The organism is Streptomyces sp. NBC_00459, assembly GCF_036013955.1.
Lineage (GTDB): Bacteria > Actinomycetota > Actinomycetes > Streptomycetales > Streptomycetaceae > Streptomyces.
Map to the genome: position 1 here is coordinate 5,979,993 of NZ_CP107903.1, position 24,737 is coordinate 6,004,729.

A 24,737-nucleotide genomic window follows, 5' to 3' on the forward strand; every position below is an offset into this window, starting at 1 on the left:
ATATTGCGAAAAGCCCTGTACCGGGTTCACCGGTACAGGGCTTTTCTGCGTTTCAGAGTTGTTTGGAATTGGTGCCTCTCCTTGGTGGAGAGGCACCAATCAGAGGCGTCCTGCAGTTTTCAGGGCCAGATATGCGTCTGCCAGTGCCGGCGCCAATTCATCCGGGGTCGCGTCTACGACCGTGACGCCGTGGCGGCGGAGTTGTTCGGCGGTTCGATGACGTTCTGTCTGTGCTTGGGCGGCGGCTGCGGCCTCGTACACCGCTTCTGGGTTTCCTCGGGCTGCTGCCATGGCTGCGACGTGGGGGTCCGCGACGGAGGCCACGAGGATCGTGTGGCGCTGGGTCAGTTGAGGGAGGACGGGGAGCAGACCCTCTTCGATGGGGGCCGTGTCCAGACTGGTGAGCAGGACGATCAGGGAGCGTCTCGGAGCCGTACGGAGAGCGGTGGCCGTGAGGCTGCGGGCGTCCGTTTCGACGAGTTCGGGTTCCACGCCGGCCATCGCGTTGACCAGGGACGGGAGGACGTCGGCCGCGGCTCGGCCTTGGACCAGGGCGCGCACCCGGCGGTCGTACGCGAGGAGGTCCACGCGGTCGCCTGCGCGGGAGGCCAGGGCTGCGAGGAGGAGGGCCGCGTCCATGGAGGCGTCCAGGCGGGGCACGTCGCCGACGCGGCCCGCGGACGTGCGGCCGGTGTCGAGGACCAGGAGGATGTGGCGGTCGCGTTCGGGACGCCAGGTGCGTACGGCGACCGTGGTCTGGCGGGCTGTGGCGCGCCAGTCGATGGAACGGGTGTCGTCGCCGGGGACGTACTCGCGCAGGCTGTCGAATTCCGTGCCTGCGCCGCGGGTCAGGACGCTGGTGCGGCCGTCGAGTTCGCGCAGGCGGGCCAGCTTCGAGGGGAGGTGCTTGCGGCTGGTGAACGGGGGGAGGACCCGTACCGTCCAGGGGACCTTGTGGCTGCCCTGGCGGGCGAAGAGGCCCAGGGGGCCGTACGAGCGGATCGTCACGCGGTCGGCCTGGCGGTCGCCTCGGCGGGTGGGGCGCAGGCGGGTGGTGACACGGCGGCGCTCGCCGGCGGGGACCGTCAGGCGGTGGCGGGAGGCCTCCACCTCGGTGCCGGACTGCCAGCTGCTGGGGGGCCAGGCATCGCGTAGGTGGGCGCGGAGCGGACGGCCGGAGGGGTTGGTGACCGTGAGCGTCACGTCGGCTGATTCGCTCAGGCGTACGGATGCGTCGCCGGAGCGGGAGAGGCCGAGGCGGCGTACGGGTGCTGCCAGGGCGAAGTCGCAGGCGCAGGCGATTGCCAGGGGGCCGTTGACGGCGAGGATGCCGGTCCAGCTGGGCCCCCAGATGCCGATGGGGATCGAGCCCAGGGCCGCCAGGAGGGCGGTGCGTCCGGTGAGGGCCATCAGCGGGGGACGGGGACGTGGGCGAGGATCGCGTTGATGACCGAGTCGGCTGTCACGCCCTCCATCTCGGCTTCCGGGCGGAGTTGCACGCGGTGGCGGAGGGTGGGCAGGGCGAGTGCCTTCACGTCGTCGGGGATGACGTAGTCGCGGCCGGTCAGCCAGGCCCAGGCGCGGGACGTCGCGAGGAGGGCCGTGGCGCCTCGGGGGGAGACACCGAGCGTGAAGGACGGGGATTCGCGGGTCGCGCGGCAGATGTCTACGACGTAGGCGGTGATTTCCGGGGAGATCGCCGTCTTGGCGACCGCCGCGCGCGCTGCTTCCAGGTCTGCCGGGCCTGCCACGGGGCGTATGCCGGCGGCGCGCAGGTCGCGCGGGTTGAAGCCCTCGGCGTGGCGGGTGAGGACGTCGATCTCGTCCTGGCGTGAAGGGAGGGGGATCGTGAGCTTGAGGAGGAAACGGTCCAGCTGGGCCTCGGGAAGGGGGTATGTGCCCTCGTACTCGACCGGGTTCTGCGTCGCCGCGACCAGGAACGGGTCGGGGAGGGGGCGGGGGGTGCCGTCGACGGTGACCTGGCGTTCCTCCATGGCTTCCAGGAGGGACGACTGGGTCTTCGGGGGCGTGCGGTTGATCTCGTCCGCGAGGAGGAGGTTGGTGAAGACCGGGCCCGGCTGGAAGGAGAACTCGGCGGTGCGCGTGTCGTAGACGAGAGAGCCGGTGATGTCGCTCGCCATCAGGTCCGGAGTGAACTGGACGCGCTTGGTGTCGAGTTCGAGTGCGGACGCGAGTGCCCGGACGAGCAGCGTTTTGGCTACTCCGGGGACTCCTTCCAGGAGGACGTGTCCGCGGCAGAGAAGGGCGACGACGAGGCCGGTCACGGCGGGGTCCTGGCCGACCACGGCTTTGGCGATCTCGGCGCGCAGGGCTTCCAGGGCGGCCCGGGCGGTTTCCGGGTTCCCGGTGGTCCCGGCGTTGTCAGTGGTCGGGTCCATCATGGACGGCGTACCTCTCTTTCGAGGGCGTCGAGTTGGTCGGCGAGGGAGATGAGGGCGGCGTCGTCGCGGGGCGGCGGGCCGAAGAGGAGGGAATGCAGGGTCTGTCCGTCTCCGTGGTCGTGGAGGTGGGAGGACAGCGCGGGGAGCAGGGCCTCGGGCGCATGCGCCTGGGGCACGGGGACGCCTACGAGGGGGGCGAGGCGAGTGCGGGTGGTGGAGCGAAGAGCGCCTGCCGCGCGGTCGCGGGCGTTGGTCTTGCGGTAGAGGCGGGCGTGGCCTTCGACGGTTTCGGAGGCGCGGATCGCCACGGGGAGACGTTCGGGTACCAGGGGGCCGAATCGGCGTGCCCGCCAGAAGGCGGCCAGAACCGCGGCGAAGAAGAGTTGCAGGGTGCCCCAGAGCCAGCCCGAAGGGAGCAGGTCGAAGAAGCTGCGTTCACCGGGATCGGTGCGCGACAGGTCGGAGAGCGAGGGGAGGTACCAGACCAAGTGGGGCCGGGAGCCGAGCAGTTGGAGGGCGAGCGAGGCGTTGCCGTGCTCGTCGAGACGATCGTTGTAGAGGATGTCGGGTGCCCCGAGCACGACGGTGTCGCCGTTCCCTGTGACCGCGGGGACGCGTACCAGGGTGGGGAGGCCGTCGCTGGGGTAGCACGTGTCGGCGTCGGTGGCGGTGGTGTCGTAGCGGAAGCCGCCTGTGTCGGCGGTGCCCGCGCGTCGGGCGGCGGGCAGATCGCAGTCGGGGGAGAGCTTCGAGTGGAAGCTGATCGCGGGGTCGGCGGTGACGCCGGGGGCGAGTGTCCCGACGGACGGGCTGCCGGGGGCGACCAGGACCGTGCGTCCGCCGGCGCTCTCCGTCGCCGTGTGCAGTTGCTGCTGCTGACGGTCGGTCAGCAGGTCGGGGACCGCGACCAGAAGGGTCGTGTCGGCGTCCGCCGCGGCGGACGCCTCGGCGAGGGTGGTGACCACGCGCGTGGAGACGCCCCGGTCGGCGAGGAGTGTGGCGACGGCGCGACTGCCCCGGGGGTCGGCGGAACGTGGGTCGAGGCCGCCGCGCCGGGTGCCGGAGTTGATCACGGCGATGGTGACGGCGCCCACAAGGAGGAGGACGACGCCGAATACGACGCCTCGTGTGCGGGTCCACACCTGGCGGGCGGTGGGCGAGGCCGAGGTGGGGGCGGGGAGCGTGGTGGCCTCGGTGCTCATCCGGCGGCTCCCCGGCGGGTGTTGGGGGCCGTGCCGGGGGCACCGCTGCTGTTCGCGAGGACCGGTTTCGTGCGCTCCAGGTCGTCGTCGAGTTCGGTGAGCCGGCGGTACATCTGCGGGGTCGCGGTGCGTCCGCCGTACGTCACCTCGTCGAAGTCGCGGGCCGCGGTGCGCAGGCGGTCGGTGTGTGCGGGCAGGGCGCGGCCCGCTTCCGCGGCTGCCTCGTCGGCGGTGCGGCCGGGGCGGACATCGAGGAGCGCGCGTTCCTCCAGGGAGCGGACGACGGCGCGCATGCGCTCCTGGACGGCCTGGTTCCAGTGGCCCTGGACGGCGTGGGCCTCGGCGGCGGCGCGGTGTTCGGCGGCGCTGCGCGGGCGGTCGTCGAAGAGCACGGCGGAGGAGGTGGGGCCGATGCGCGGGGTGCCGAGGCGCCACCACAGGGCGCCGATCACGGCGGCGACGGCGAGGAGGACGACCACCAGTCCGACCATGCCTCCGGGGGTCGCGGTCGAGGTCGAGTTGAACACCTTGCCGAGCCAGTCCCAGAAGGCATCCATGGCCCGTTGGAGCGGGCTCGGGTCGTTCTGGTGGTACATGCGCTTGGACAGCTCGCGCCGGGCTGCCTCCCGTGCGGGATCGCGCGGGACCGTCACCGGCGGGTCGTCGGCCGCCAGCGACAGTACGGCGGTCCCACCGGCGCGCAGCAGTGCTCGTACGGCCGCTTCGGCGGTGGGCGGCAGGGCCGGCACCGTGGTGAGGAATCCCCCCGTCAGGCTCACCGCATCAGCTCCCCGGGGTGGCGCCCGGGGCGCCGGCGGTGGAGCCCTGGACACCGGCTGCGCGGGCCAGGTCGAGGTCGAGGGCCTCACGGCGGATGCGCTGGTCGATGTAGAGGAGCACGGTCACGCCCGCGGTGATGGGGAAGGTGATCATGGAGCCGATCACCGAGCCGATGCCACTGACGATCAGGAACGTCCAGCCGAAGCTGCCCGTGCCGTCGAGGAGGCCGCTGATGCCGTCTCCGGTCAGGGCGCCGGCGATGAAGGTGAACGGCAGGACGACGAGGGAGGAGACGACGCCCGCGATGATGGAGGCGAGCAGCTGGATGCCGAAGACCCGCCACCAGGAGCCACGGACGAGCTTCGCCGAACGGCTGATCGACTTCATGATGCTCTGCTTCTCCAGCATCAGCGCCGACGAGGCCAGGGAGAAGCGGATCATCAGCCACAGCGCGACGATGCTCGCGCCGAAGCCGCCCAGGACGGCCAGTGCCGCGCCGCCGCCCTCCGAACCCGCGAGGGCCACGAGGACGCCGGGTGCGATGCCGACGGCGACGATCGCGACGACGGTGAGCAGCAGCAGGAAAATGAGGCCGAACAGCTTCGGGATCTGCGGGCGGGCGTCCCGCCAGGCCTCGCCGATGGTCACCGGCTTGCCGAGTACCGCGCGGCTGGTCACGGTCGTGAGCAGGGCGGTTGCGATGACGGTGCCGATTATGGAGATCACGAAGAGGACGCCGGAGCTGAGCAGGGCGTCACCCATGGCGCGGCTCAGCTCCTCGAAGCTGGGGCTCGTGCCGTCGAGGCCGTCGACGCTCGTGCTGTCGTCCAGGAAGAGTCCCTGGAGGAGGATGGCGACGATCTCCGTGATGATCGCGACGGTGAGCGAGATGCCCAGCACGGTGCGCCAGTGGGCGCGCATGGTGGAGACGGCGCCGTCGAGGATCTCGCCGACGCCGAGGGGGCGCAGTGGGATCACGCCGGGCTTGGCGGCGGGCGGGGGACCGCCCCAGTTGCCTCCCCAGCCGGGGTGGCCGCCGGGCGGGCCGTAGCCGCCGTACCCTCCGGGGCCGCCGTAGCCGCCCGGAGCGCCCGGGTGGTTGCCGCCCCAGCCCGGGCCGGGAGGCGGCGGTGGGGGCGGTGCCTGACCGGGGCCCTGGGGGCCGGTGGGGGCGGACCACTGGGCGGGTGGCGGTTGTTCCTTGGACCACTTCGGGCCGGAGTCGGTCGTGTCGGGGTGCGGCTGGTGCGCGGGTTCCGCGGGACCGGGGTGGTCGGCGGGGGCGGACGCGCCGGGCTGCTGCCCTTCGGAGGGGGCAGATCCGGGCGAGGCCCAGCCCGGAGTGTCGTTCATCGTCGCTCCTTCACGGTGCCCGTCCGCGTTCGCGGCAGGTTGGCAGCCATCGTGCCATGGGGAACGCACGGGGGGATCAGCCCCTGTAGGGGCTGGACAACTTCAATTGTCCGACGGACAAGGGGCAGACTGGGTGGATGGCTGATCAGTACGCGCAATCCCGCGAGGACAACCGGCCCACCGAGATACCGGCGATCCGCTGGGAGGAACCTCCCGAGGGCCCGGTGCTGGTCCTCCTCGACCAGACGAGACTGCCGGCCGAAGAGGTCGAGCTTGTCTGTACGGACGCGCCCGCGCTGGTGGCGGCGATCCGTTCGCTGGCCGTGCGCGGGGCTCCGCTGCTCGGCATCGCGGGGGCGTACGGTGTCGCGCTCGCCGCCGCGCGCGGCTTCGACGTGGACGAGGCCGCGGTGGCGCTGGCGCAGGCCCGGCCCACTGCCGTGAACCTCGCTGTGGGGGTGCGCAGGGCGCGGGAGGCGTACGCGGCGGAGCTCGCCAGGAGCGGTGACCTGGAGCAGGCGGCCGGGGCGGCGCTGGTCGCTGCGCGGGTGCTGCACCGGGAGGACGCCGAGGCCAGCGCGCGGATGGCTGTGCACGGGCTGGCGCTGCTGGACGAGTTGCTGCCCGGCGGCGGGCACCGGGTGCTCACGCACTGCAACACCGGGTCGTTGGTGTCGGGTGGTGAGGGAACGGCGTTCGCGGTGGCGCTGGCGGCGCACCGGGCAGGGCGGCTGCGCAGGCTCTGGGTGGACGAAACGCGCCCGTTGCTGCAAGGTGCTCGCCTGACGGCGTATGAGGCGGCGCGCAGCGGAATGGCGTACACCTTGCTCACGGACAACGCGGCGGGCTCTCTGTTCGCCGCCGGGGAGGTGGACGCGGTACTGATCGGCGCGGATCGGATCGCGGCCGACGGTTCGGTGGCGAACAAGGTGGGGAGCTATCCGCTCGCCGTGCTGGCCAGGTACCACCATGTGCCGTTCATCGTGGTGGCGCCGGTGACGACGGTGGATCCGGACACCCCCGACGGGGCGTCCATCGAGGTGGAACAGCGTGCCGGACATGAGGTGACGGAGATCGCCGCGCCTCAGGTGCCGGTGGCGGGAGCGGAAGCGGGAGGCGGGATTCCGGTGGCACCCCTGGGGACCCAGGCGTACAACCCGGCGTTCGATGTGACGCCTCCCGAGTTGGTGACGGCGATCGTCACCGAAGCGGGCGTTGTGTCGCCCGTGACGGCTGAGGCGCTGGTAGAGCTGTGTGACAGGTCACGACAGGTAACGATTTAGTTAATGGGATGATGTCGTTTATGAAGGGACGAGTCCTTGTCGTCGATGACGACACCGCACTGGCCGAGATGCTCGGCATTGTGTTGCGTGGTGAAGGTTTTGAGCCGTCTTTCGTAGCCGACGGCGACAAGGCGCTGGCCGCTTTCCGTGAGTCCAAGCCCGATCTGGTGCTCCTGGACCTGATGCTTCCCGGCCGGGACGGTATCGAGGTGTGCCGCCTGATCAGGGCGGAGTCCGGGGTGCCGATCGTGATGCTCACGGCCAAGAGCGACACCGTCGATGTCGTCGTGGGTCTGGAGTCGGGGGCCGACGACTACATCGTGAAGCCGTTCAAGCCGAAGGAGCTGGTCGCCCGGATCCGGGCGCGGCTGCGGAGGTCGGAGGAGCCGGCGCCCGAGCAGTTGGCCATAGGTGACCTCCTCATCGATGTCGCCGGTCACTCTGTGAAGCGGGAGGGACAGTCGATCGCGCTGACGCCTCTGGAGTTCGATCTGCTGGTGGCGCTCGCGCGCAAGCCGTGGCAGGTCTTCACGCGTGAGGTGCTTCTGGAACAGGTCTGGGGGTACCGCCATGCGGCGGACACCCGGCTGGTCAACGTGCATGTGCAGCGGCTGCGCTCCAAGGTCGAGAAGGACCCGGAGCGGCCGGAGATCGTGGTGACCGTCCGTGGCGTCGGTTACAAGGCAGGACCGAGCTGACATGTCCGGGGACAGTGCCGCTTCGCCCCCCGGGCGTTCCGGGGGGCGTGCGGAGCGGCCTGTCGGGCGGCAGAAGGTGAGCAGGGCCGGTTCCGGCTGGCGGCAGTTCTTCGAGGGCGGGCTGCTCCAGGGCGGTGTCCAGGGCAGCCCGGTTCTTCGGCTGTTCATGCGCTGGGTGCGTCGGCCGCTGCTGCCCGTCATGCGGCTGTGGCGACGAAACATCCAGCTCAAGGTCGTCGCCACGACACTGCTGATGTCGCTCGGCGTCGTCCTGCTGCTCGGCTTCGTCGTCATCGGGCAGGTCCGCAACGGCCTGCTGGACGCCAAGGTCAAGGCGTCGCAGAGCCAGGCCGCGGGCGGGTTCGCGGCGGCCAAGCAGAAGGCGGACATGGCGGTCAGCGCAGGTGGGGACGACGGCTCCGCCGCGGACGGTCGCCCCGCGCAGAACGTCACCCAGTGGATGAGCGACCTCGTGGAGTCCCTCTCCAGCGGTGGCCAGGGCGCCTTCGACGTCGTGACGCTCCCGATCGGTCCGGCGGGCGTCGACGGTGGCGGCGGGCCAGGTCCGCGCGCCTCCGGCTGGGTGGACCCGACGGCCAGCGTGCCCGAGGCACTGCGCAAGCGCGCCGACGGCAGCACGCTGATGGCCCAGAGCTACACCCGGATCACCTACACCAACGGCAGTGAGTCGCAGCCCGCGCTGATCATCGGCAAGCAGGTCGACGACCCGAACGGGGACGCCTACCAGCTGTACTACCTCTTCCCGCTCACCCAGGAGGAGAAGTCGCTGAGCCTGGTCAAGGGGACGCTGGCGACCGCCGGGCTGTTCGTCGTCGTACTCCTGGGGGCCATCGCCTGGCTTGTGGTGCGGCAGGTCGTGACGCCTGTGCGGATGGCGGCGGGGATCGCCGAGCGGCTGTCCGCCGGGCGGCTGCAGGAGCGGATGAAGGTCACCGGCGAGGACGACATCGCTCGGCTCGGCGAGGCCTTCAACAAGATGGCGCTGAATCTCCAGCTGAAGATTCAGCAGCTGGAGGAGCTGTCGCGGATGCAGCGACGGTTCGTGTCCGACGTGTCGCACGAGCTGCGGACGCCGCTGACGACCGTACGGATGGCCGCCGATGTCATCCACGACGCGCGCGTGGACTTCGATCCGGTGACCGCGCGGTCGGCCGAACTGCTCGCCGATCAGCTGGACCGGTTCGAGACATTGCTCGCGGACCTGCTGGAGATCAGCCGGTTCGACGCGGGTGCGGCGGCCCTGGAGGCCGAGCCGATAGACCTCAGGCAGGTCGTCCGGCGCGTGGTGAGCGGCGCCGAGCCGCTGGCCGAGCGCAAGGGGACGACGGTACGGGTCGTCGGCGACCAGCAGCCTGTCGTGGCCGAGGCCGACGCGCGGCGCGTGGAGCGGGTGCTGCGCAACCTCGTCGTCAACGCCGTCGAGCACGGCGAGGGCAAGGACGTCATCGTGAAGCTGGCCGCTGCGGGCGGTGCGGTCGCGGTGGCTGTGCGTGACTACGGGGTGGGGCTCAAGCCCGGTGAGGCGACCCGGGTCTTCAGCCGCTTCTGGCGGGCGGACCCGGCACGCGCGCGTACCACCGGCGGTACGGGCCTCGGTCTGTCCATCGCGCTGGAGGACGCACGCCTGCACGGCGGCTGGCTGCAGGCGTGGGGCGAGCCGGGCGGCGGTTCGCAGTTCCGGCTGACGCTGCCGCGCACCGCCGACGAGCACCTGCGGGGCTCACCCATACCGCTGGAGCCCAGGGACTCTCGGCGTCACCGGGAACTCAACGACGCGGGTCTGCCGTACGCCGGCGGCGACAAGCTGGCCACGGTGCCGATACAGACGGCGGCCACGGAACAGCGGCCGATAGCGCCGAGGCTCGCCGGTACGACCGCGACCGCGGACCCCACGGCGCTGCCCGGCAACGGCGCTCGCGTGGTGCCGCGCCCGGTCGGCGGGGCGCGACGGGACGGCATGGCCGGTACGGAGTCGCCGTCCTCGGACAGCGTGTCCTCGGATACCGGGCCAGAGCGTGTGGACGAACAAGGGGAGGCATTTCGTGGGCCCTGACCGCGAGCGGGACGGTCGGCGGCGGGAAACGGTTCGCGCGGTGGTGTACGCCGCCTGTGGCGCCGTACTGCTGGCCGGATGCGCCTCGATGCCCGACAGCGGGGATCTGCGCGGAGTCGAGTCCACGCCCCGGCAGGACGCCCAGGTCAGGGTCTTCGCCCTGCCGCCCCACGAGAACGCCCCGCCGGGGCAGATCGTTCAGGGTTTTCTGGAGGCGCTGACCAGCGACGATCCGCACTATGAGACCGCGCTCAAGTACCTGACGGCGCGTGCCGCGAAGCAGTGGCGGCCCGACGTGTCGACCACGGTGCTGGACGGCGGGCCCACTGCCGTTCCCGTGCGCGCGGGCAGCCGGGACGACCCGGACGACTACGCGTCCGCACTGACCGGCAGCCGGTTCGCCACCCTGGACTCCCAGCAGTCGTACGAACCCGCCGACGGGCAGTACAGGGAGACGCTGCACCTCACGCGCGACAAGAAGAGCGGGCAGTGGCGCATCGACGACCTGCCGCAGGGCACCGTCATGGGCAAGTCGGACTTCCTGCGCAACTACACGTCCGTCAACAAGTACTACTTCGCGTCGAACACGCCGACGGAGTCGGACGGGCAGCCCGTGTCCGTCGCCGATCCGGTCTATGTCCGCAAGAAGGTCGACCCGATGACGCAGACGGTGAGTTCGCTGCTGGAGGGCCCCTCCCGCTGGCTGGGACCGGTCGTCAGGTCGAGTTTCCCCACCGGTACGGCGCTCAAGAAGGGCGTCACCTCGCTGACCCCCGACGACCAGAACCGGTTGACGGTGCCGCTCAACGACAAGGCGAACCGGGTCGGGTCCGCCAAGTGCACCGAGATGGCCGCGCAGCTTCTCTACACGCTCCAGGACCTGACCCCCACGGGGGTCGACGAGGTCGCACTGCAGCGTGCCAACGGCACCCAGCTGTGTCTCCTCGGCAAGGAACAGGCCGAGACCGTCGCGGCGCGCGGTGTGGTGCAGCACCCCGATTTCCAGTACTTCATCGACGGCAAGCACCGCCTCGTACGGGTGGCCGGAGACAGTCTCGAAGCCGCCGCCGACGTCACCCCGGTGCCGGGCGCGCTCGGCGAGGGGGAGAAGCAACTGCGATCCGCGGCGGTCTCGCGGGACGAGGACAGCGCGGCCGGGGTCTCGCTGGACGGGACCATGCTCTACGTCGGGTCGCTGGTTTCCGGCGGATCGCTCGGTGAGCCCGTTCTGACCAGCCAGGGAGCCGGCAAGGCCGACCGCCTGACCACACCCAGCTGGGACGGCGACGGCGACCTGTGGGTGGCCGACCGCAACCCCAAGAAGCCGCGCCTGCTGCTCCTGGAGAAGGGTGCGGGCGAGCCGCTGGAAGTGAAGACTCCTGGGCTCGACGGGCGCATCGAAGCGGTACGGGTGGCCGCTGACGGGGTGCGGATCGCGCTCATCGTGGAGAAGGACGGCCTGCGGTCCCTTTACCTCGGGCGGATCGAGCGCGACGAGCGGTCGGCGGCGGCCTCGGGCGGGTCGCCCCAGGAGGGGACGGCGGCGTCGGGACAGGCGAAGGCGTCGGCGACAGGGCAGAAGACCGGGGAGCAGTCGGTTGTGTCGGTCCTCGAACTGCACTCGGTGACACCGCAGTTGGAAGAGGTCACCGCCATGTCGTGGGCCGGGGACAGCCGGCTCGTGGTGGTGGGGCGTGAGCAGGGCGGCGTGCAGCAGATGGGGTATGTGCAGGTCGACGGCTCGACTCCGGTGGGGTCGGCGCCGGCCGCGCTGACCGGCGTGAAGGGCATCGCCGCTGCCGAGGACGAGGGGCTGCCGCTGGTGGCCTACTCGGAGGAGGACGGGATCGTGCGGCTGCTCGGGTCCAAGTGGCAGAAGCTGGTCAAGGCGGGGTCGGCCCCGGTGTATCCGGGGTAGGACGCCTCTCTGGTCGTACGGTTCTCCGGGTTTCCGGATGGGTCCGTGGATCAGGATGGAAGTGAAGTGCGACGGCCCGCCGGATGTCCGGCGGGCCGTCGGCGTTTCCCGCTGCTGTTTGTGGGGCGCCCGAGGTTGTCCACAGGGTGTTTTCCACAGGGGTGGCCGGGTGGCGCCGGTATTGGCACAGTGGTGGGCATGCGGGGGTGGTGGCAGGATCTCGGCGACCTGGTGCTGCCGGCCGAGTGCGGAGGCTGCGGAAGGCCTCGCACGGTGCTCTGCCCGGAGTGCCGTGCCGCTCTGAACGGGGCCGTACCCAGTCGGGTGCGACCGGTGCCGGAGCCGCTCGGGCTGCCGGTGGTGCATGCGGCGGCCCGGTACGAGGACGAGGTGCGTGCGGTGCTCCTCGCGCACAAGGAAAGGGGTGCGCTGGCCCTCGCGGGACCACTCGGAACGGCGCTGGCGGGTGCTGTGCGGGCAGGGCTCGACAGGGCCCCGCGCGGTGGTACGGGCGTGCTGCTCGTGCCTGTGCCGTCCGCGCGCCGGGCTGTGCGGGCCCGGGGTCATGATCCGGCTCGGCGCATCGCGCTCGTCGCCGCGGGTGAGCTGCGCGGGTCCGGTACGCCGGCCCGGGTGCTGGCGGTGCTGCGGCAGCGGCGTGCCGTGGCCGATCAGGCGGGCCTCAACTCCCGGCAGCGGCTGGACAACCTCGCCGGCGCACTGAGCGTCGCCGCCGGGGGCGGGCGGCTGCTGGCCGGGGCGGGTGCGGTCGTCCTGGTCGACGATCTGATGACGACCGGAGCCTCGCTGGCCGAGGCGGCGCGTGCCGTGCGGGAATCGGTCGGGGACGGGGAGTTGGGTGAGGCGAAGGGGGCGCAACGGTCGGGAGAGGCGGGAAACGTGAGAGGAGCGAGAAACGCCGTGTACTCGGAAGCGGGGAGGGAAGGCAGAGAGCAGCGGTGCACGGGAGCCACGGCCGTGGGTGTGGAGCGGAGGCCAGGAGCGTCGGGAAGGGTGGCGCAGGGCGCCTTCGGAGGCATGATCTGCGCAGCCGTGGTCGCGGCGACACCTGATTCCTTCGAAATAAACCGGAACTGACCGAGAACTTGCATCGTTGCAGGTAGTGAGAGGACCAATTCACTTGAACGGAGGTACGCGGCAGTAGAGGGTGACGACATCCGTCCGGGCGAGATATGTTCGGTTGTGAGGGAAAGCCGCAGGCCACACCTCGCAAATCCGAATGCCGTGCTGCGGGTTTTGCTTAATCACCCCGGCCGGCCGCGTGGGGATCTTGCCCATGGGGGAGGAGGAGGTGGAAGTCACCGAGTCCGAGGTTCCGGAGTTCACCGGAGCCTGGTGCAAAAGGGAGACGCTTCGCCACTGAAGCGGAGCGATCCGGGAACGGAGTTCTGCGTGGACATCGTCGTCAAGGGACGCAAGACCGAGGTGCCCGAGCGGTTCCGGAAGCACGTTGCCGAGAAGTTGAGGCTGGACAGGATCCAGAAGCTCGACGGCAAGGTGATCAGCCTCGACGTCGAGGTGTCCAAGGAGCCCAACCCCCGGCAGGCCGACCGCTCCGACCGAGTGGAGATCACCCTCCACTCCCGCGGTCCGGTGATCCGGGCGGAAGCAGCGGCAAGCGACCCGTACGCGGCACTCGACCTCGCGGCGGACAAGCTCGAGGCCCGGCTGCGCAAGCAGCACGACAAGCGTTACACCCGCCGAGGCGCCGGCCGGCTCACAGCCGCCGAGGTCGCCGACCACGTCCCGGACGCGGCAACGCTGAACGGCAATGGTCACCCCGTCCACGAGGAAGACGCGGACGGCGTGCCCGTCAAGAGGATCGGCTCGCTGGAAGTGAAGGGTGAAGGCCCCCTCATCGTCCGCGAGAAGACCCACGTCGCCTCCCCGATGACGCTCGACCAGGCTCTCTACGAGATGGAACTGGTCGGGCACGACTTCTACCTGTTCGTCGACTCCGAGACCAAGGAACCGAGTGTCGTCTACCGGCGACACGCCTACGACTACGGCGTGATCCACCTCAACACGGATCCGATGGTCGCCCATCAGGCGCATTCCCCCGCGGCGGGTGGCACGCTGGGCGGCTGACCGCCCCCGGTGACAGCCGAGCGGGTGCCCCTGGAGCGCGTGTGCGCCCCCAGGGGCACCCGTGTACGCCCCCTCGGGGACCCGCTCTGTCACCGCACTGTCGCCCGGGCATGGAATCATGGCCGCAACGACTCAACCGGTGGGTCGTTGCCTTGGGTTGGCGATGGCACAGGACCACAGGCCAAAGCCTTCAGGGGGAGGAACGATGGCGGACAGCTTCGGACCGATGCAGGTCGAGGACGCCGACGACGGCGTCACCGGCATGGGCCCGGACGCGGGCACCTCGCGCAAGGAGCCGATCAGGGTCCTTGTCGTGGACGACCACGCGCTCTTCCGCCGTGGACTGGAGATCGTGCTCGCGGCCGAGGAGGACATCCAGGTCGTCGGCGAGGCGGGGGACGGTGCGGAGGCTGTCGACAAGGCCGCCGACCTGCTGCCCGACATCGTCCTGATGGATGTACGGATGCCGAAGCGCGGGGGGATCGAGGCGTGCACCTCCATCAAGGAGGTCGCGCCCAGCGCCAAGATCATCATGCTGACGATCAGCGATGAGGAAGCCGATCTGTACGAGGCGATCAAGGCGGGTGCGACCGGCTATCTCCTCAAGGAGATCTCCACCGACGAGGTGGCCACGGCCATTCGCGCGGTGGCCGACGGGCAGTCGCAGATCAGTCCCTCGATGGCGTCGAAACTGCTCACGGAATTCAAGTCGATGATCCAGCGGACGGACGAGCGGCGGCTGGTACCCGCGCCGCGGCTCACGGACCGCGAGCTGGAAGTGCTCAAGCTGGTCGCCACCGGGATGAACAACCGGGATATCGCCAAGGAGTTGTTCATCTCCGAGAACACCGTGAAGAACCATGTGCGCAACATCCTGGAGAAGCTGCAGCTGCACTCCAGGATGGAAGCGGTGGTTTACGCGATGCGGGAGAAGATCCTCGAGATCCGGTAAAGCGTCGGGTGGTCGTGGTCGATGGTCGGTGGAGCGGATTGCCGTGGGTCAGGTGAGGGCCCGGGCCAGTTCCCTCGTCAGGGGGGCTCGTAGGTCCGGGGCGTCCACCCGTTCCACTCGTACGTTTGTGCAGTTCACCCAGCTTGCGGCCTCCAGGAGGGCCTGGGCCGCAGCCGGGACCGCCTTCGGGCCGTTCAGGGAGATCTGCCGGGCCACCAGGGTGTTTCCCTCCCGGGCGGGGTCCACCCTGCCGACGAGATGGCCGCCGGCGAGGACCGGCATCGCGAAGTAGCCGTACACACGCTTCGGCTTGGGGACGTAGGCCTCCAGGCGGTGGGTGAAACCGAAGATCCGCTCTGTGCGTGCCCGTTCCCAGATCAGGGAGTCGAAGGGCGAGAGCAGGGTCGTGCGGTGGCGGCCTCGTGCGGGTGCCACCAGGGCCGCCGGGTCGGCCCAGGCCGGTTTGGCCCAGCCTTCGACCGTGACGGGGACCAGACCGGAGTCCGCGATCACCGTGTCGACCTGTTCCGCCTTGAGGCGGTGGTAGTCGGCGATGTCCGCGCGGGTGCCGACGCCCAGGGACTCGCCTGCCAGGCGGACCAGGCGGCGCAGGCATTCGGCGTCGTCCAGTTCGTCGTGCAGCAGTGTGTCCGGGATGGCGCGCTCGGCCAGGTCGTACACCCGCTTCCAGCCTCGGCGTTCAACGCAGACCACCTCGCCGTACATCAGGGCGCGCTCAACGGCGACCTTGGTGCCGGACCAGTCCCACCAGTCACTGGTGCGTTTCGCTCCGCCCAACTCCGTTGCGGTGAGGGGGCCTTGTGCGCGGAGCTGCTTGATGACCTGGTCGTAGACATCGGGCGGGAGGTCGTGGTTCCAGTGGGGGCGGGAGCGGTAGGCGCGGCGGCGGAAGGCGAAGTGGGGCCACTCCTCCACGGGGAGGATGCAGGCGGCGTGCGACCAGTACTCGAAGGCGTGGGGGCTCGTCGACGCGGGGTTCCAGTAGGCGTCTTCGATTTTCTTGCGGGGTATGGCGCCCAGGCGGGCGTACGGGATGAGTTCGTGGGAGCGGGCGAGTACGGAGATCGTGTCGAGCTGGACCGCGCCCAGGTGGCGGAGGACGCCACGGACTCCTGCTTTGCGGTCGGGGGTGCCGAGGAAGCCCTGGGCGCGGAGGGCGATACGGCGGGCTTCGTCGGCGGAGAGTTCGGTGTGGGGCGGGCTGCTCGTCATGCTTCCGCACGATAGGGGGTGGGACTGACAGTGGGGGTGAGCTGGGGGTTCGGGGGCGGTGGAGTTCGCCCCCGCCGCCCTTACCCGTCACCCGTCCCGTTCCTGGGGACCGTGCCCCCAGACCCCCGTTTCGCGCTGAACGCGCTCGTCCTCAAACGCCGGACGGGCTGGGAATGCGGGTCGGCGCTCGTCCTCACACTCCTCCAGCGAGGGGACCCTCGGACGGGCTGGAGTCGCCTGGGCCCGGGAGGTACGGGGCTGTGGAGGGGAGGCCCACGTCTGACGGGAGGAGGGAAGCCACCCAGCAGTCGTGGCGTACTCCCTTGTTGTTGATCGCCGAGCGCAGGGTGCCCTCCATGGTGAAGCCGGCCTTCTGTGCTGCTGCCCGGGATGCCGCGTTGCCCACCTCCGCTCGCCATTCCACGCGGTCCACCGAGAGGTGGGTGAAGGCCCAGCGGGAGGCGGTGATCGTGGCCTCGGTGATGTAGCCGTTGCCCCGGTGGGCCTTGGCGGTCCAGAAGCCGACTTCGCTGACCCCCAGAGAACGCATGGTGAGGGCGAGCATGCCCACCAGTTCCTCCCCTTCGGGGAGGAAGACGCCGAACGTGAACATCGAGCCGTCCGCCCAGCCGTCGGGCACCAGCTGGGAGGTGAAGCCGTGTGCGTGCTCGGGGAGGTAGGGGGACGGGATCGTCGTCCAGCGCTGGATGTCGGCGTCCTGCACCGCCTCGTACACGTCGTCCGTGTCGTGCGGGCCGACCGTGCGCAGGAGAAGTCGGGCTGTGGTGAGGGTGACGGGGTCCATCGGGCGATTCTGCTCGGGGGAGGATCAGGGCGCCATCTCTTTTGCCATGCGTGGGTTCGTGATCACAATTCGTGCAATTCGTGGGTGGGGCGCGGCACCATCCGTGACTCCCGGCCGTTCTCCTTATGGCTGTCCTACCGGCAGGCCTCCCGGCTGGGCGGGGTCCTCGCATACGATGGCCGTCGCTCAGTTAAGACAATGGAAACCGACCGTCCTAGGCCCGACCGGCAAGGAGACCAACCCCCGTGTCCGTCCTCTCGAAGATCATGCGTGCAGGCGAAGGCAAAATCCTGCGCAAGCTGCACCGCATCGCGGACCAGGTCAACTCCATCGAAGAGGACTTTGTCGACCTCTCCGACGCCGAGCTGCGGGCCCTCACCGATGAGTACAAGCAGCGGTACGCCGACGGTGAGAGTCTGGACGACCTGTTGCCCGAGGCCTTCGCCACCGTGCGCGAGGCGGCCAAGCGCGCCCTCGGTCAGCGTCACTACGACGTGCAGATCATGGGCGGTGCGGCGCTCCACCTCGGCTATGTCGCCGAGATGAAGACCGGCGAGGGCAAGACCCTGGTCGGCACCCTGCCCACGTATCTGAACGCCCTCTCCGGAGACGGCGTTCACCTCATCACGGTCAACGACTACCTGGCCGAGCGCGACTCCGAGATGATGGGTCGCGTACACAAGTTCCTCGGGCTGACCGTCGGCTGCATCCTCGCCAACATGACGCCGGCCCAGCGGCGCGAGCAGTACTCCTGCGACATCACGTACGGCACGAACAACGAGTTCGGCTTCGACTACCTGCGCGACAACATGGCGTGGTCGAAGGACGAGCTCGTCCAGCGCGGCCACAACTTCGCCGTCGTCGACGAGGTCGACTCGATCCTCATCGACGAGGCCCGTACGCCGCTGATCATCTCCGGCCCGGCCGACCAGGCCACCAAGTGGTACGGCGACTTCGCCAAGCTGGTCACGCGCCTCAAGCGCGGCGAGGCCGGAAACGCCCTCAAGGGCCTTGAGGAGACCGGCGACTACGACGTCGACGAGAAGAAGCGCACGGTCGCCATCCACGAGTCGGGTGTCGCCAAGGTCGAGGACTGGCTGGGCATCGACAACCTGTACGAGTCGGTGAACACGCCTCTGGTGGGCTACCTGAACAACGCCATCAAGGCCAAGGAGCTCTTCAAGAACGACAAGGACTACGTCGTCATCGACGGCGAAGTCATGATCGTCGACGAGCACACCGGCCGTATCCTCGCCGGCCGCCGCTACAACGAGGGCATGCACCAGGCGATCGAGGCCAAGGAAGGGGTGGACATCAAGGACGAGAACCAGACCCTGGCGACCATCACCCTCCAGAACTTCTTCCGCCTCTACGACAAGCTCTCCGGTATGACCGGTACGGCCATGACCGAGGCCGCGGAGTTCCACCAGATCTACAAGCTCGGTGTCGTCCCGATCCCGACCAACCGTGACATGGTCCGCAAGGACCAGTCCGACCTCATCTACCGCACCGAGGTCGCGAAGTTCGAGGCGGTCGTCGACGACATCGCCGAGAAGCACGAGAAGGGTCAGCCGATCCTCGTCGGCACGACCTCGGTGGAGAAGTCCGAGTACCTGTCGCAGCAGCTCTCCAAGCGCGGCATCCAGCACGAGGTGCTGAACGCCAAGCAGCACGACCGGGAAGCGACCATCGTCGCCCAGGCCGGCCGCAAGGGAGCCGTCACGGTCGCCACCAACATGGCCGGTCGTGGTACGGACATCAAGCTCGGCGGCAACCCCGACGACCTCGCCGAGGCGGAGCTGCGGCAGCGCGGCCTCGACCCCGAGGAGCACATCGAGGAGTGGGCGGCGGCCCTGCCGAGCGCCCTGGAGCGGGCCGAGAAGGCCGTCAAGGCCGAGTTCGAGGAGGTCAAGGACCTCGGCGGGCTCTATGTCCTCGGTACCGAGCGGCACGAGTCCCGGCGGATCGACAACCAGCTGCGCGGTCGTTCCGGACGTCAGGGCGACCCCGGTGAGTCGCGGTTCTACCTCTCTCTCGGTGACGACCTGATGCGGCTGTTCAAGGCCCAGATGGTCGAGCGCGTCATGTCGATGGCGAACGTCCCGGACGACGTGCCGATCGAGAACAAGATGGTCACCCGTGCCATCGCCTCCGCCCAGTCGCAGGTCGAGACGCAGAACTTCGAGACCCGCAAGAACGTCCTCAAGTACGACGAGGTCCTCAACCGGCAGCGCGAGGTCATCTACGGCGAGCGGCGCCGCGTCCTGGAGGGCGAGGACCTGCACGAGCAGGTCCAGCACTTCATGGACGACACCATCGACGCGTACATCGCCGCGGAGACCGCCGAAGGCTTTGCCGAGGAATGGGACGTGGACCGGCTGTGGGGCGCCTTCAAGCAGCTCTACCCGGTGAAGGTCACCGTCGACGAGCTGGAGGAGGCGGCCGGCGACCGTGCCGGGCTGACCGCCGAGTTCATCTCCGAGTCGATCAAGGACGACATCCACGACCAGTACGCGTCGCGTGAGGAGCAGCTCGGCTCCGAGATCATGCGTGAGCTGGAGCGGCGGGTCGTGCTGTCGGTCCTCGACCGCAAGTGGCGCGAGCACCTCTACGAGATGGACTACCTCCAGGAGGGCATCGGTCTGCGCGCCATGGCGCAGAAGGACCCCCTGGTCGAGTACCAGCGCGAGGGCTTCGACATGTTCACCGCCATGATGGAGGGCATCAAGGAGGAGTCCGTCGGCTACCTGTTCAACCTGGAGGTCCAGGTCGAGCAGCAGGTCGAGGAGGTCCCGGTCGCGGACGCCAAGCCGTCCCTGGACAAGGGCGCCGAGGACTCGGTGCCGGCCCAGGCGAGCGCCGGTTCCCGGCCCGAGATCCGTGCCAAGGGGCTCGACGCTCCGCAGCGGCCGGACCGGCTGCACTTCTCCGCACCGACCGTGGACGGCGAGGGCGGCATCATCGAGGGCGACTTCGTCGGGGACGACGACGAGGTGCGTTCCGAGGCGGACGGACTCACGCGCGCGGAGCGGCGCAAGCAGCAGCGGAGCGGGCGTCGGCGCAAGAAGTAGACGGTAATTCGGTAGTGCAGCAGTAGGCAGTGAGTACCTGGTAGTCGCTGTGTGAAGGGCCGGGCATCCGAGGAGGGTGGCCGGCCCTTCTGCCTTGTCTGCGGGCGTGCGGGGGCTCAGTCGTCCGTGTGCGGCCTTCGGGGGCCGCCCAGTTCCACCGCCGTGCAGCGCCAGCGGAAGTCGCGGCCCAGTTCCAGGCGGAAGGCCATCGCGCGGAGCTGGTCGCCCGCGCCGATGCGGGCGAAGGCCTCCAGGGCGCCTCGGCTGGGCTCGTAGTAGCCGACGTCGCGGACGACGGGGCGGGTGCCGCGGGTGCGGAGGGGGCCGCGTTCCGCGAGCCAGGCCAGTTCGTCGTAGGCGCGGCCCACGGTGTGGCGGAGCATGCTGTGGACGGGGCGTTCGCCGCTCAGGACCGCGAGGAGGCGGTCGGCGAAGAGGTCGGTGGGTCGGGGCTGTGGGGGCGTCCGGCGTGCCTGAGAGGGCTTCTGAAGGGGGTGTGGGGGCGTCCTGTGCTGGTCCGGGTGCTGTCCCTGGGCGGGGACTCGGGGTTCGGGGTGGGCTCCGGGACGGGTCTCGGTGGGGGTGGTGGCTCGGGGGAGGGGCGTGCGGGGGGTGCCTTCGCCCGGGGTGGTGCGGTGCGGGGTGCTGCCGGGGCGGCGGGTGTCCCTGCGTACCGGCGGGCGGGACGGGGTACGGCGGACTGTCCTCGTCATCACCTTGTTCATGGAATGTCCCCGTTCTTGAGGCCCGGGTTGATACCGGGCGGTAACTTTCTGTTGGGGATCTTGTACGGGGAGTGATCGGCCGGGTGCAAGGAGGGACGGGGTGCGGTTCGGGTGGTCGGGAGGTTCACTTATCCGGGTGGTTCGGGGAGGGGAAATGCCTGGTGGGGGTGGGTGGTGGGGGTGAATTTCGAGGAGTCCGGTGGACGCTCGGAGAGGCCTGGGCGGGGACTCGAAAGGGGACGCCTGGACGTATCCTGAGGGTCTTCCCGGGGGCATCCCTGGTCGCGCGGGAGCGCGGGAGGGCCTGCCGGTTCCGGCCAAGGGAAATGCCTACTACGAAAGCGGTCAGCCATGCGCGTCTACGTTCCTCTGACCCTCCCGGGCCTTGCCGAGGCGTACAGGACGGGTGAGTTGGGGGCGGGGCCGTTCGTCGCTTACGCCGTCACGCCCGCGTTGCGTGAGTGGTATCTGTCCGACGACATCGAGGAACTGGAGTACGCGGCGCTGAATCGGGCCGCGCTCGCGTCGCTGCGGTTGCTCGCGATGGAGCCGGGGGTGGTGCGTCGGCGGGTGGTCGTCGCCCTTGAGGTCGCGGACGGGGTGGCGGTTGCCGACCCCGACCGGGGGCTTGATCCGGGTGCGCTCGGTGAGGTGCGGGTGGATGGGGCTGTGTCGTTGGGAAAGGCCGCGGCTGTGCATGTCGACTCCGGGGACGCGGAGGGGGATGTCTCGGCGGCCGCGGCGGCGTTGGGGGCGGCGGATCGGGGGGACGACGATGCGCAGTTCGTGGTGGACGGGGCGGAGGATCACGAGCTGCTCTGGTATGCCACGCAGGAGATTCCGAACCTGGTGGGGTTGTCGGAGTGAGGGGTGAGTGGGGGTGCGGTGGGGCTGCACCCCCGGACGGGCTGGAAGTGCGGGTATTTTCTTGGGTATGGGGAAGCACGGAGTGGCGCACATCGTGTGGGACTGGAACGGGACTCTGTTTCATGACACCGATGCCGTCATAGGGGCGACGAACGCAGCGTTCGCAGAGTTGGGGCTGGAGCCGATCACTCTGGAGCAGTACAGGGAGCTGTACTGCGTGCCGGTGCCGCGGTTCTACGAGCGGTTGCTCGGGCGGCTTCCCACCGATGCCGAGTGGGCTGTCATGGACGACATCTTCCACCGGTACTACGCGGAGCACCGGGTGGCCTGTGAGCTGGCCGTGGGTGCGCGGGATCTGCTGGCCCGGTGGCAGTCGGCGGGGCGCAGTCAGTCCATTCTGAGCATGTACGGGCATGCCGACCTCGTCCCGCTGGTCCGGGGATTCGGGATCGAGCCGCACTTCGTCCGTGTCGACGGGCGTACCGGGCCCTCCGGGGGCAGCAAGGCCGAGCACATGGTGCGCCACCTCGGTGCGCTCACCGGTGTCGAGCCCGAGCGCACGGTGGTCATCGGAGACGCGGCCGACGACGCGATCGCCGCTCTGCACGTGGGCGCGCGGGCTGTGCTCTACACCGGTGGCTCCCATGGCCGGGCCAGCCTCGAAGGGGTGGGTGTGCCCGTGGTGGACAGCCTGGAGGAGGCTGTCGCCGAGGCCGAGCGGCTGGCCGCGTAGCCGTAGCGGCGTTCCGCCTCATCGCCCTGTTCGCTCTCCGCGTTCGCCCGCGTACCATGGTGTTCGGGTTCGGGCAGCGGCGGGGTGGGCAACTGCCGGTCGAGCTGACCAGTTTTGTCGGGCGGACCGAGGAACTCGCGCTCCTGCGGGGCGCGTTCGAGCAGGCTCGGCTTGTCACGCTCGTCGGGCCGGGTGGCGTCGGCAAGAGCCGTACCGCCCTGCGGGCCGCCGCCGGGCTCGGGGAGCTGTTTCCCGACGGGGTGTGGCTGGCCGAGTTGTCCGGGCTGCGCGACCCGGAACTCGTACCCGCGACGCTCGCCGCCGTCCTGGAACTGCCCGAGCAGCCCGGGATGGAGCCGGTCGACGCCGTGGTCGCCCATCTTCAGGGGCGTCGGCTGCTGATCGTGCTCGACACCTGTGAGCATCTCGTCGACGCCTGCGCCATGCTGTCCGACATCCTGCTGCGCGAGGCCGAGGGTGTCAGTGTGCTGGCCACCAGCAGGCAGCCTCTCGACGTGCCGGGCGAGCACTGTGTGCAGCTGGCTCCGCTCGCCCCCGACGAGGCGCTGGAGTTGTTCCTGGAGCGGGCGCGCAACGCCGTGCCCGGGTTCCGGTTCCCCGTCGGCACCCGGTCCCACCAGGAGGGGGAGCCGGGGGATCGGGAGCGGCTGCTCGCGCTCGTCCGGCGGCTCGACGGGATTCCGCTCGCGCTGGAGCTGGCCGCTGTGCGGTTGCGGGCCGTGTCGTTGGAGGAGCTGGTGGCGCGGCTCGACCACCGGTTCGAGGTGCTGACCGGTGGGCGGCGCACGGCGCTCGCGCGGCACCAGACACTCCGTACGGCCATCGGGTGGTCGCACGAGTTGTGCACGCCCGAGGAGCGGTTGCTGTGGGCCCGGTTGTCGGTCTTCGCGGGGCCCTTCCGGCTGGCTGTCGCTGAACAGGTGTGCGGGGGAGGGGAGTTGCCCGTCGGGCGGGTGCTGGAGGCGCTCATCGGGCTCGTCGACAAGTCGGTGGTCCAGCGGGTCGGTGAGGACGGCGGGCGCTACCGGCTGCTGGACACCATCCGGGAGTACGGCGCCGACTGGCTCGACGAGTCCGGGGACGCGCCCGCCGTACGGGAGCGGCACCTCGCCTACTACGAGAACCTCGCCCAGCGGTTCTGGGGCGGGTTCCTCACCTCCGCGCAGATCGGGCTGCACCGGGAGGTGCGCGACGAGGTCGCCGACGTACGGGACGCCCTGCGGTATGCCTACGAGGGCGGGGAGGAGCGCGCGGAGCGCGGGGTGTGGGTGGCCACTCTTCTCGGGCCCTACTGGCGGGCCGTCGGCACCCTGTCCGAGGGGCGGTACTGGATCGACAAGGGGCTCGGGCTGGCCGTCGGCGACTCGGAGGCGCGGAGCTGGGGGCTGTTGATGACCGGGGTCTTCGCCGTGTGGACGGCGGATCTCGACACCGCCCTGGCGCGGTTCCCGGAGGCCCAGGAGGTCGCCCGGAGGGTGGGTGAGGAGCGGGTCGTGCTCTTCACCGAGGCGTATCTCGGTGGGCTCGCCGCGCTCTGCGGGGACGTCGAGAACGGGCTCGCCGCGCTGGAGAGGGCCCGGCTGCGGATGGTCGAGACGGACGACGGGCTCGGGATCGGTGTCGTCCACTACGAGGGTGCCCTCGTGCGGGCCGTGCTCGGGGACACCGCCGGCGCGCTGGAGCTGTGCGCCACCGGGCTGGCGTACCTGGAAGGCACCGGGGAGCGGCAGTTGTACGGGTCGACGCTCATGGTGCAGGGCGTCATCCGCTGGCTCTCGGGCGAGCGGGCGGAGAGCGCCGTCTCCCTGCGGCGGGCCCTCGACGCGGCGGGCGAACTCGGTGAGGTGCTGGTCTTCGCGATGTGCGCGCTGGTGCTCGGCTGGCACGCGGCGCACGAGGGGCGGCCGGTACGGGCGGCCTGGCTGCTCGGATACGCCGAGCACGCGCGCCGCACGGGCGGCGATCCCGTCGACCTGCTGCCGTCGCTGCTGGAGGAGCAGCAGACCGTACGGGCGGCCGTGCGCGAGGCGCTCGGGGACGCGGAGTTCGAGCGGTGGCGCGGAGTCGGGGCCCGGCTGTCCGGGCAGGACGTGCTGGACGCGGTGGGAGCCGACGCCGAGGTGCCGGGGGCGCGGCGGAAGGTGCCCGGGCCGCGGGGCGTCGACGCGCTGACCCGGCGTGAGCGGGAGGTCGCCGCGCTGGTCGCGCAAGGGTTGTCGAACCGGGAGATCGCCGAACGGCTGGTGATCTCCAAGCGGACCGCCGACGCCCACGTCGAACACATCCTCGCCAAGCTGGGCGTCACCTCCCGCGGCGAGATTCCGGCCCTGCCGACTCTGCCGATCCGCCCGGCGATCCAGGTCGTTCCGGCCACACCGGAGAGGTGACGGCGCGGGGTGTACGCAACCCTGTCGTACGTATACCTACGGGCGCGTCCGCTGGCGCCGTCCCGCCGAATCCGTATGCCGATCTCCGCCGGATCCGGGCCCCCGGGTGCCCGTCGTGCCCGAT

General features: G+C 70.2%; 19 protein-coding genes. 11 read left to right on the forward strand and 8 right to left on the reverse strand.

The window, feature by feature from the left end:
• Positions 1 to 99: 99 nt before the first annotated feature.
• Genes OHN74_RS26510 through OHN74_RS26530 form a run of 5 tightly spaced genes read right to left on the reverse strand, consistent with a single transcriptional unit; the run spans position 100 to position 5,737 of the window.
• Positions 100 to 1,410: a DUF58 domain-containing protein gene (locus OHN74_RS26510; protein WP_327697094.1), complete on the reverse strand. Its 1,311-nt coding sequence runs from the start codon at positions 1,408 to 1,410 to the stop codon at positions 100 to 102.
• A complete protein-coding gene (locus OHN74_RS26515; RefSeq protein WP_327700281.1) occupies positions 1,410 to 2,399 on the reverse strand; it encodes an AAA family ATPase in 990 nt (329 codons plus the stop codon). The genes OHN74_RS26510 and OHN74_RS26515 overlap by 1 nt, the downstream gene beginning before the upstream one ends.
• Positions 2,399 to 3,604, reverse strand: coding sequence for a DUF4350 domain-containing protein (locus OHN74_RS26520; RefSeq protein WP_327697095.1), 1,206 nt, complete (start codon positions 3,602 to 3,604; stop codon positions 2,399 to 2,401). Before OHN74_RS26520 ends, OHN74_RS26515 begins: the two co-directional genes overlap by 1 nt.
• A complete protein-coding gene (locus OHN74_RS26525; protein WP_327697096.1) occupies positions 3,601 to 4,383 on the reverse strand; it encodes a DUF4129 domain-containing protein in 783 nt (260 codons plus the stop codon). The genes OHN74_RS26520 and OHN74_RS26525 overlap by 4 nt, the downstream gene beginning before the upstream one ends.
• Before the next feature lie 4 nt (positions 4,384 to 4,387).
• Positions 4,388 to 5,737, reverse strand: a complete 1,350-nt coding sequence (locus OHN74_RS26530) for a hypothetical protein (RefSeq protein WP_327697097.1) — start codon at positions 5,735 to 5,737, stop codon at positions 4,388 to 4,390.
• A 137-nt stretch (positions 5,738 to 5,874) separates the two neighbouring features.
• On the opposite strand from OHN74_RS26530, the gene mtnA reads away from it, so the two are divergent.
• The 7 genes from mtnA (at position 5,875) to OHN74_RS26565 (ending at position 14,771) form a co-directional block, all read left to right on the forward strand.
• Entirely contained in the window at positions 5,875 to 7,020 is a 1,146-nt protein-coding gene (mtnA, locus tag OHN74_RS26535) for an S-methyl-5-thioribose-1-phosphate isomerase (RefSeq protein ID WP_327697098.1), read from the forward strand.
• A gap of 8 nt (positions 7,021 to 7,028) precedes the next feature.
• Positions 7,029 to 7,718: a two-component system response regulator MtrA gene (gene mtrA / locus OHN74_RS26540; RefSeq protein WP_327697099.1), complete on the forward strand. Its 690-nt coding sequence runs from the start codon at positions 7,029 to 7,031 to the stop codon at positions 7,716 to 7,718.
• Between the two features lies 1 nt (position 7,719).
• Positions 7,720 to 9,792: an MtrAB system histidine kinase MtrB gene (gene mtrB, locus OHN74_RS26545; protein WP_327697100.1), complete on the forward strand. Its 2,073-nt coding sequence runs from the start codon at positions 7,720 to 7,722 to the stop codon at positions 9,790 to 9,792.
• A complete protein-coding gene (locus OHN74_RS26550) occupies positions 9,782 to 11,710 on the forward strand; it encodes an LpqB family beta-propeller domain-containing protein (RefSeq protein ID WP_327697101.1) in 1,929 nt (642 codons plus the stop codon). The genes mtrB and OHN74_RS26550 overlap by 11 nt, the downstream gene beginning before the upstream one ends.
• 198 nt (positions 11,711 to 11,908) lie before the next feature.
• Positions 11,909 to 12,808, forward strand: coding sequence for a ComF family protein (locus OHN74_RS26555; protein ID WP_327697102.1), 900 nt, complete (start codon positions 11,909 to 11,911; stop codon positions 12,806 to 12,808).
• Between the two features lie 315 nt (positions 12,809 to 13,123).
• Positions 13,124 to 13,819: a ribosome hibernation-promoting factor, HPF/YfiA family gene (gene hpf, locus OHN74_RS26560; RefSeq protein WP_443060449.1), complete on the forward strand. Its 696-nt coding sequence runs from the start codon at positions 13,124 to 13,126 to the stop codon at positions 13,817 to 13,819.
• Between the two features lie 205 nt (positions 13,820 to 14,024).
• Positions 14,025 to 14,771, forward strand: coding sequence for a response regulator transcription factor (locus OHN74_RS26565; protein WP_327697103.1), 747 nt, complete (start codon positions 14,025 to 14,027; stop codon positions 14,769 to 14,771).
• Between the two features lie 48 nt (positions 14,772 to 14,819).
• Here the strand turns inward: OHN74_RS26565 and OHN74_RS26570 are convergent, their stop codons facing one another.
• Together OHN74_RS26570 and OHN74_RS26575 are read right to left on the reverse strand one after the other, a co-directional pair.
• The gene (locus OHN74_RS26570; protein ID WP_327697104.1) at positions 14,820 to 16,004 is read right to left on the reverse strand and encodes a winged helix-turn-helix domain-containing protein; all 1,185 of its coding nucleotides are present in this window, start codon (positions 16,002 to 16,004) and stop codon (positions 14,820 to 14,822) included.
• Between the two features lie 193 nt (positions 16,005 to 16,197).
• Complete coding sequence (locus OHN74_RS26575) at positions 16,198 to 16,809, reverse strand: GNAT family N-acetyltransferase (RefSeq protein WP_327697105.1); 612 nt, start codon at positions 16,807 to 16,809, stop codon at positions 16,198 to 16,200.
• A gap of 245 nt (positions 16,810 to 17,054) precedes the next feature.
• Here OHN74_RS26575 and secA point away from each other — a divergent pair, with 245 nt between their 5' ends.
• Positions 17,055 to 19,880, forward strand: a complete 2,826-nt coding sequence (gene secA / locus OHN74_RS26580) for a preprotein translocase subunit SecA (RefSeq protein ID WP_327697106.1) — start codon at positions 17,055 to 17,057, stop codon at positions 19,878 to 19,880.
• 116 nt (positions 19,881 to 19,996) lie between these two features.
• Here secA and OHN74_RS26585 read toward each other — a convergent pair whose 3' ends face one another.
• A complete protein-coding gene (locus OHN74_RS26585) occupies positions 19,997 to 20,605 on the reverse strand; it encodes an Rv3235 family protein (protein WP_327697107.1) in 609 nt (202 codons plus the stop codon).
• A 351-nt stretch (positions 20,606 to 20,956) separates the two neighbouring features.
• Here OHN74_RS26585 and OHN74_RS26590 point away from each other — a divergent pair, with 351 nt between their 5' ends.
• The 3 genes from OHN74_RS26590 (at position 20,957) to OHN74_RS26600 (ending at position 24,613) form a co-directional block, all read left to right on the forward strand.
• On the forward strand, positions 20,957 to 21,472 hold the full coding sequence (locus OHN74_RS26590) for a DUF6912 family protein (protein ID WP_327697108.1): 516 nt from the start codon (positions 20,957 to 20,959) through the stop codon (positions 21,470 to 21,472).
• A 67-nt stretch (positions 21,473 to 21,539) separates the two neighbouring features.
• Positions 21,540 to 22,205 carry an HAD family hydrolase gene (locus OHN74_RS26595; RefSeq protein ID WP_327697109.1) on the forward strand — a complete coding sequence of 222 codons (666 nt, stop codon included), beginning with the start codon at positions 21,540 to 21,542 and terminating at the stop codon, positions 22,203 to 22,205.
• Positions 22,206 to 22,261: 56 nt separating this feature from the next.
• Positions 22,262 to 24,613 carry an ATP-binding protein gene (locus tag OHN74_RS26600; protein ID WP_327697110.1) on the forward strand — a complete coding sequence of 784 codons (2,352 nt, stop codon included), beginning with the start codon at positions 22,262 to 22,264 and terminating at the stop codon, positions 24,611 to 24,613.
• Positions 24,614 to 24,737 lie beyond the last annotated feature (124 nt).

Coding starts and splice junctions, on each gene's coding strand:
- OHN74_RS26555 (WP_327697102.1), top strand. CDS start 11,909: ATGCGGGGGTGGTGGCAGGATCTCGGCGACCTGGTGCTGCCGGCCGAG.
- OHN74_RS26515 (WP_327700281.1), bottom strand. CDS start 2,399: ATGGACCCGACCACTGACAACGCCGGGACCACCGGGAACCCGGAAACC.
- OHN74_RS26510 (WP_327697094.1), bottom strand. CDS start 1,410: ATGGCCCTCACCGGACGCACCGCCCTCCTGGCGGCCCTGGGCTCGATC.
- OHN74_RS26530 (WP_327697097.1), bottom strand. CDS start 5,737: ATGAACGACACTCCGGGCTGGGCCTCGCCCGGATCTGCCCCCTCCGAA.
- OHN74_RS26570 (WP_327697104.1), bottom strand. CDS start 16,004: ATGACGAGCAGCCCGCCCCACACCGAACTCTCCGCCGACGAAGCCCGC.
- OHN74_RS26595 (WP_327697109.1), top strand. CDS start 21,540: ATGGGGAAGCACGGAGTGGCGCACATCGTGTGGGACTGGAACGGGACT.
- mtrB (WP_327697100.1), top strand. CDS start 7,720: ATGTCCGGGGACAGTGCCGCTTCGCCCCCCGGGCGTTCCGGGGGGCGT.
- OHN74_RS26585 (WP_327697107.1), bottom strand. CDS start 20,605: ATGAACAAGGTGATGACGAGGACAGTCCGCCGTACCCCGTCCCGCCCG.
- OHN74_RS26575 (WP_327697105.1), bottom strand. CDS start 16,809: ATGGACCCCGTCACCCTCACCACAGCCCGACTTCTCCTGCGCACGGTC.
- mtnA (WP_327697098.1), top strand. CDS start 5,875: ATGGCTGATCAGTACGCGCAATCCCGCGAGGACAACCGGCCCACCGAG.
- OHN74_RS26600 (WP_327697110.1), top strand. CDS start 22,262: ATGGTGTTCGGGTTCGGGCAGCGGCGGGGTGGGCAACTGCCGGTCGAG.
- mtrA (WP_327697099.1), top strand. CDS start 7,029: ATGATGTCGTTTATGAAGGGACGAGTCCTTGTCGTCGATGACGACACC.
- OHN74_RS26565 (WP_327697103.1), top strand. CDS start 14,025: ATGGCGGACAGCTTCGGACCGATGCAGGTCGAGGACGCCGACGACGGC.
- OHN74_RS26520 (WP_327697095.1), bottom strand. CDS start 3,604: ATGAGCACCGAGGCCACCACGCTCCCCGCCCCCACCTCGGCCTCGCCC.
- OHN74_RS26590 (WP_327697108.1), top strand. CDS start 20,957: ATGCGCGTCTACGTTCCTCTGACCCTCCCGGGCCTTGCCGAGGCGTAC.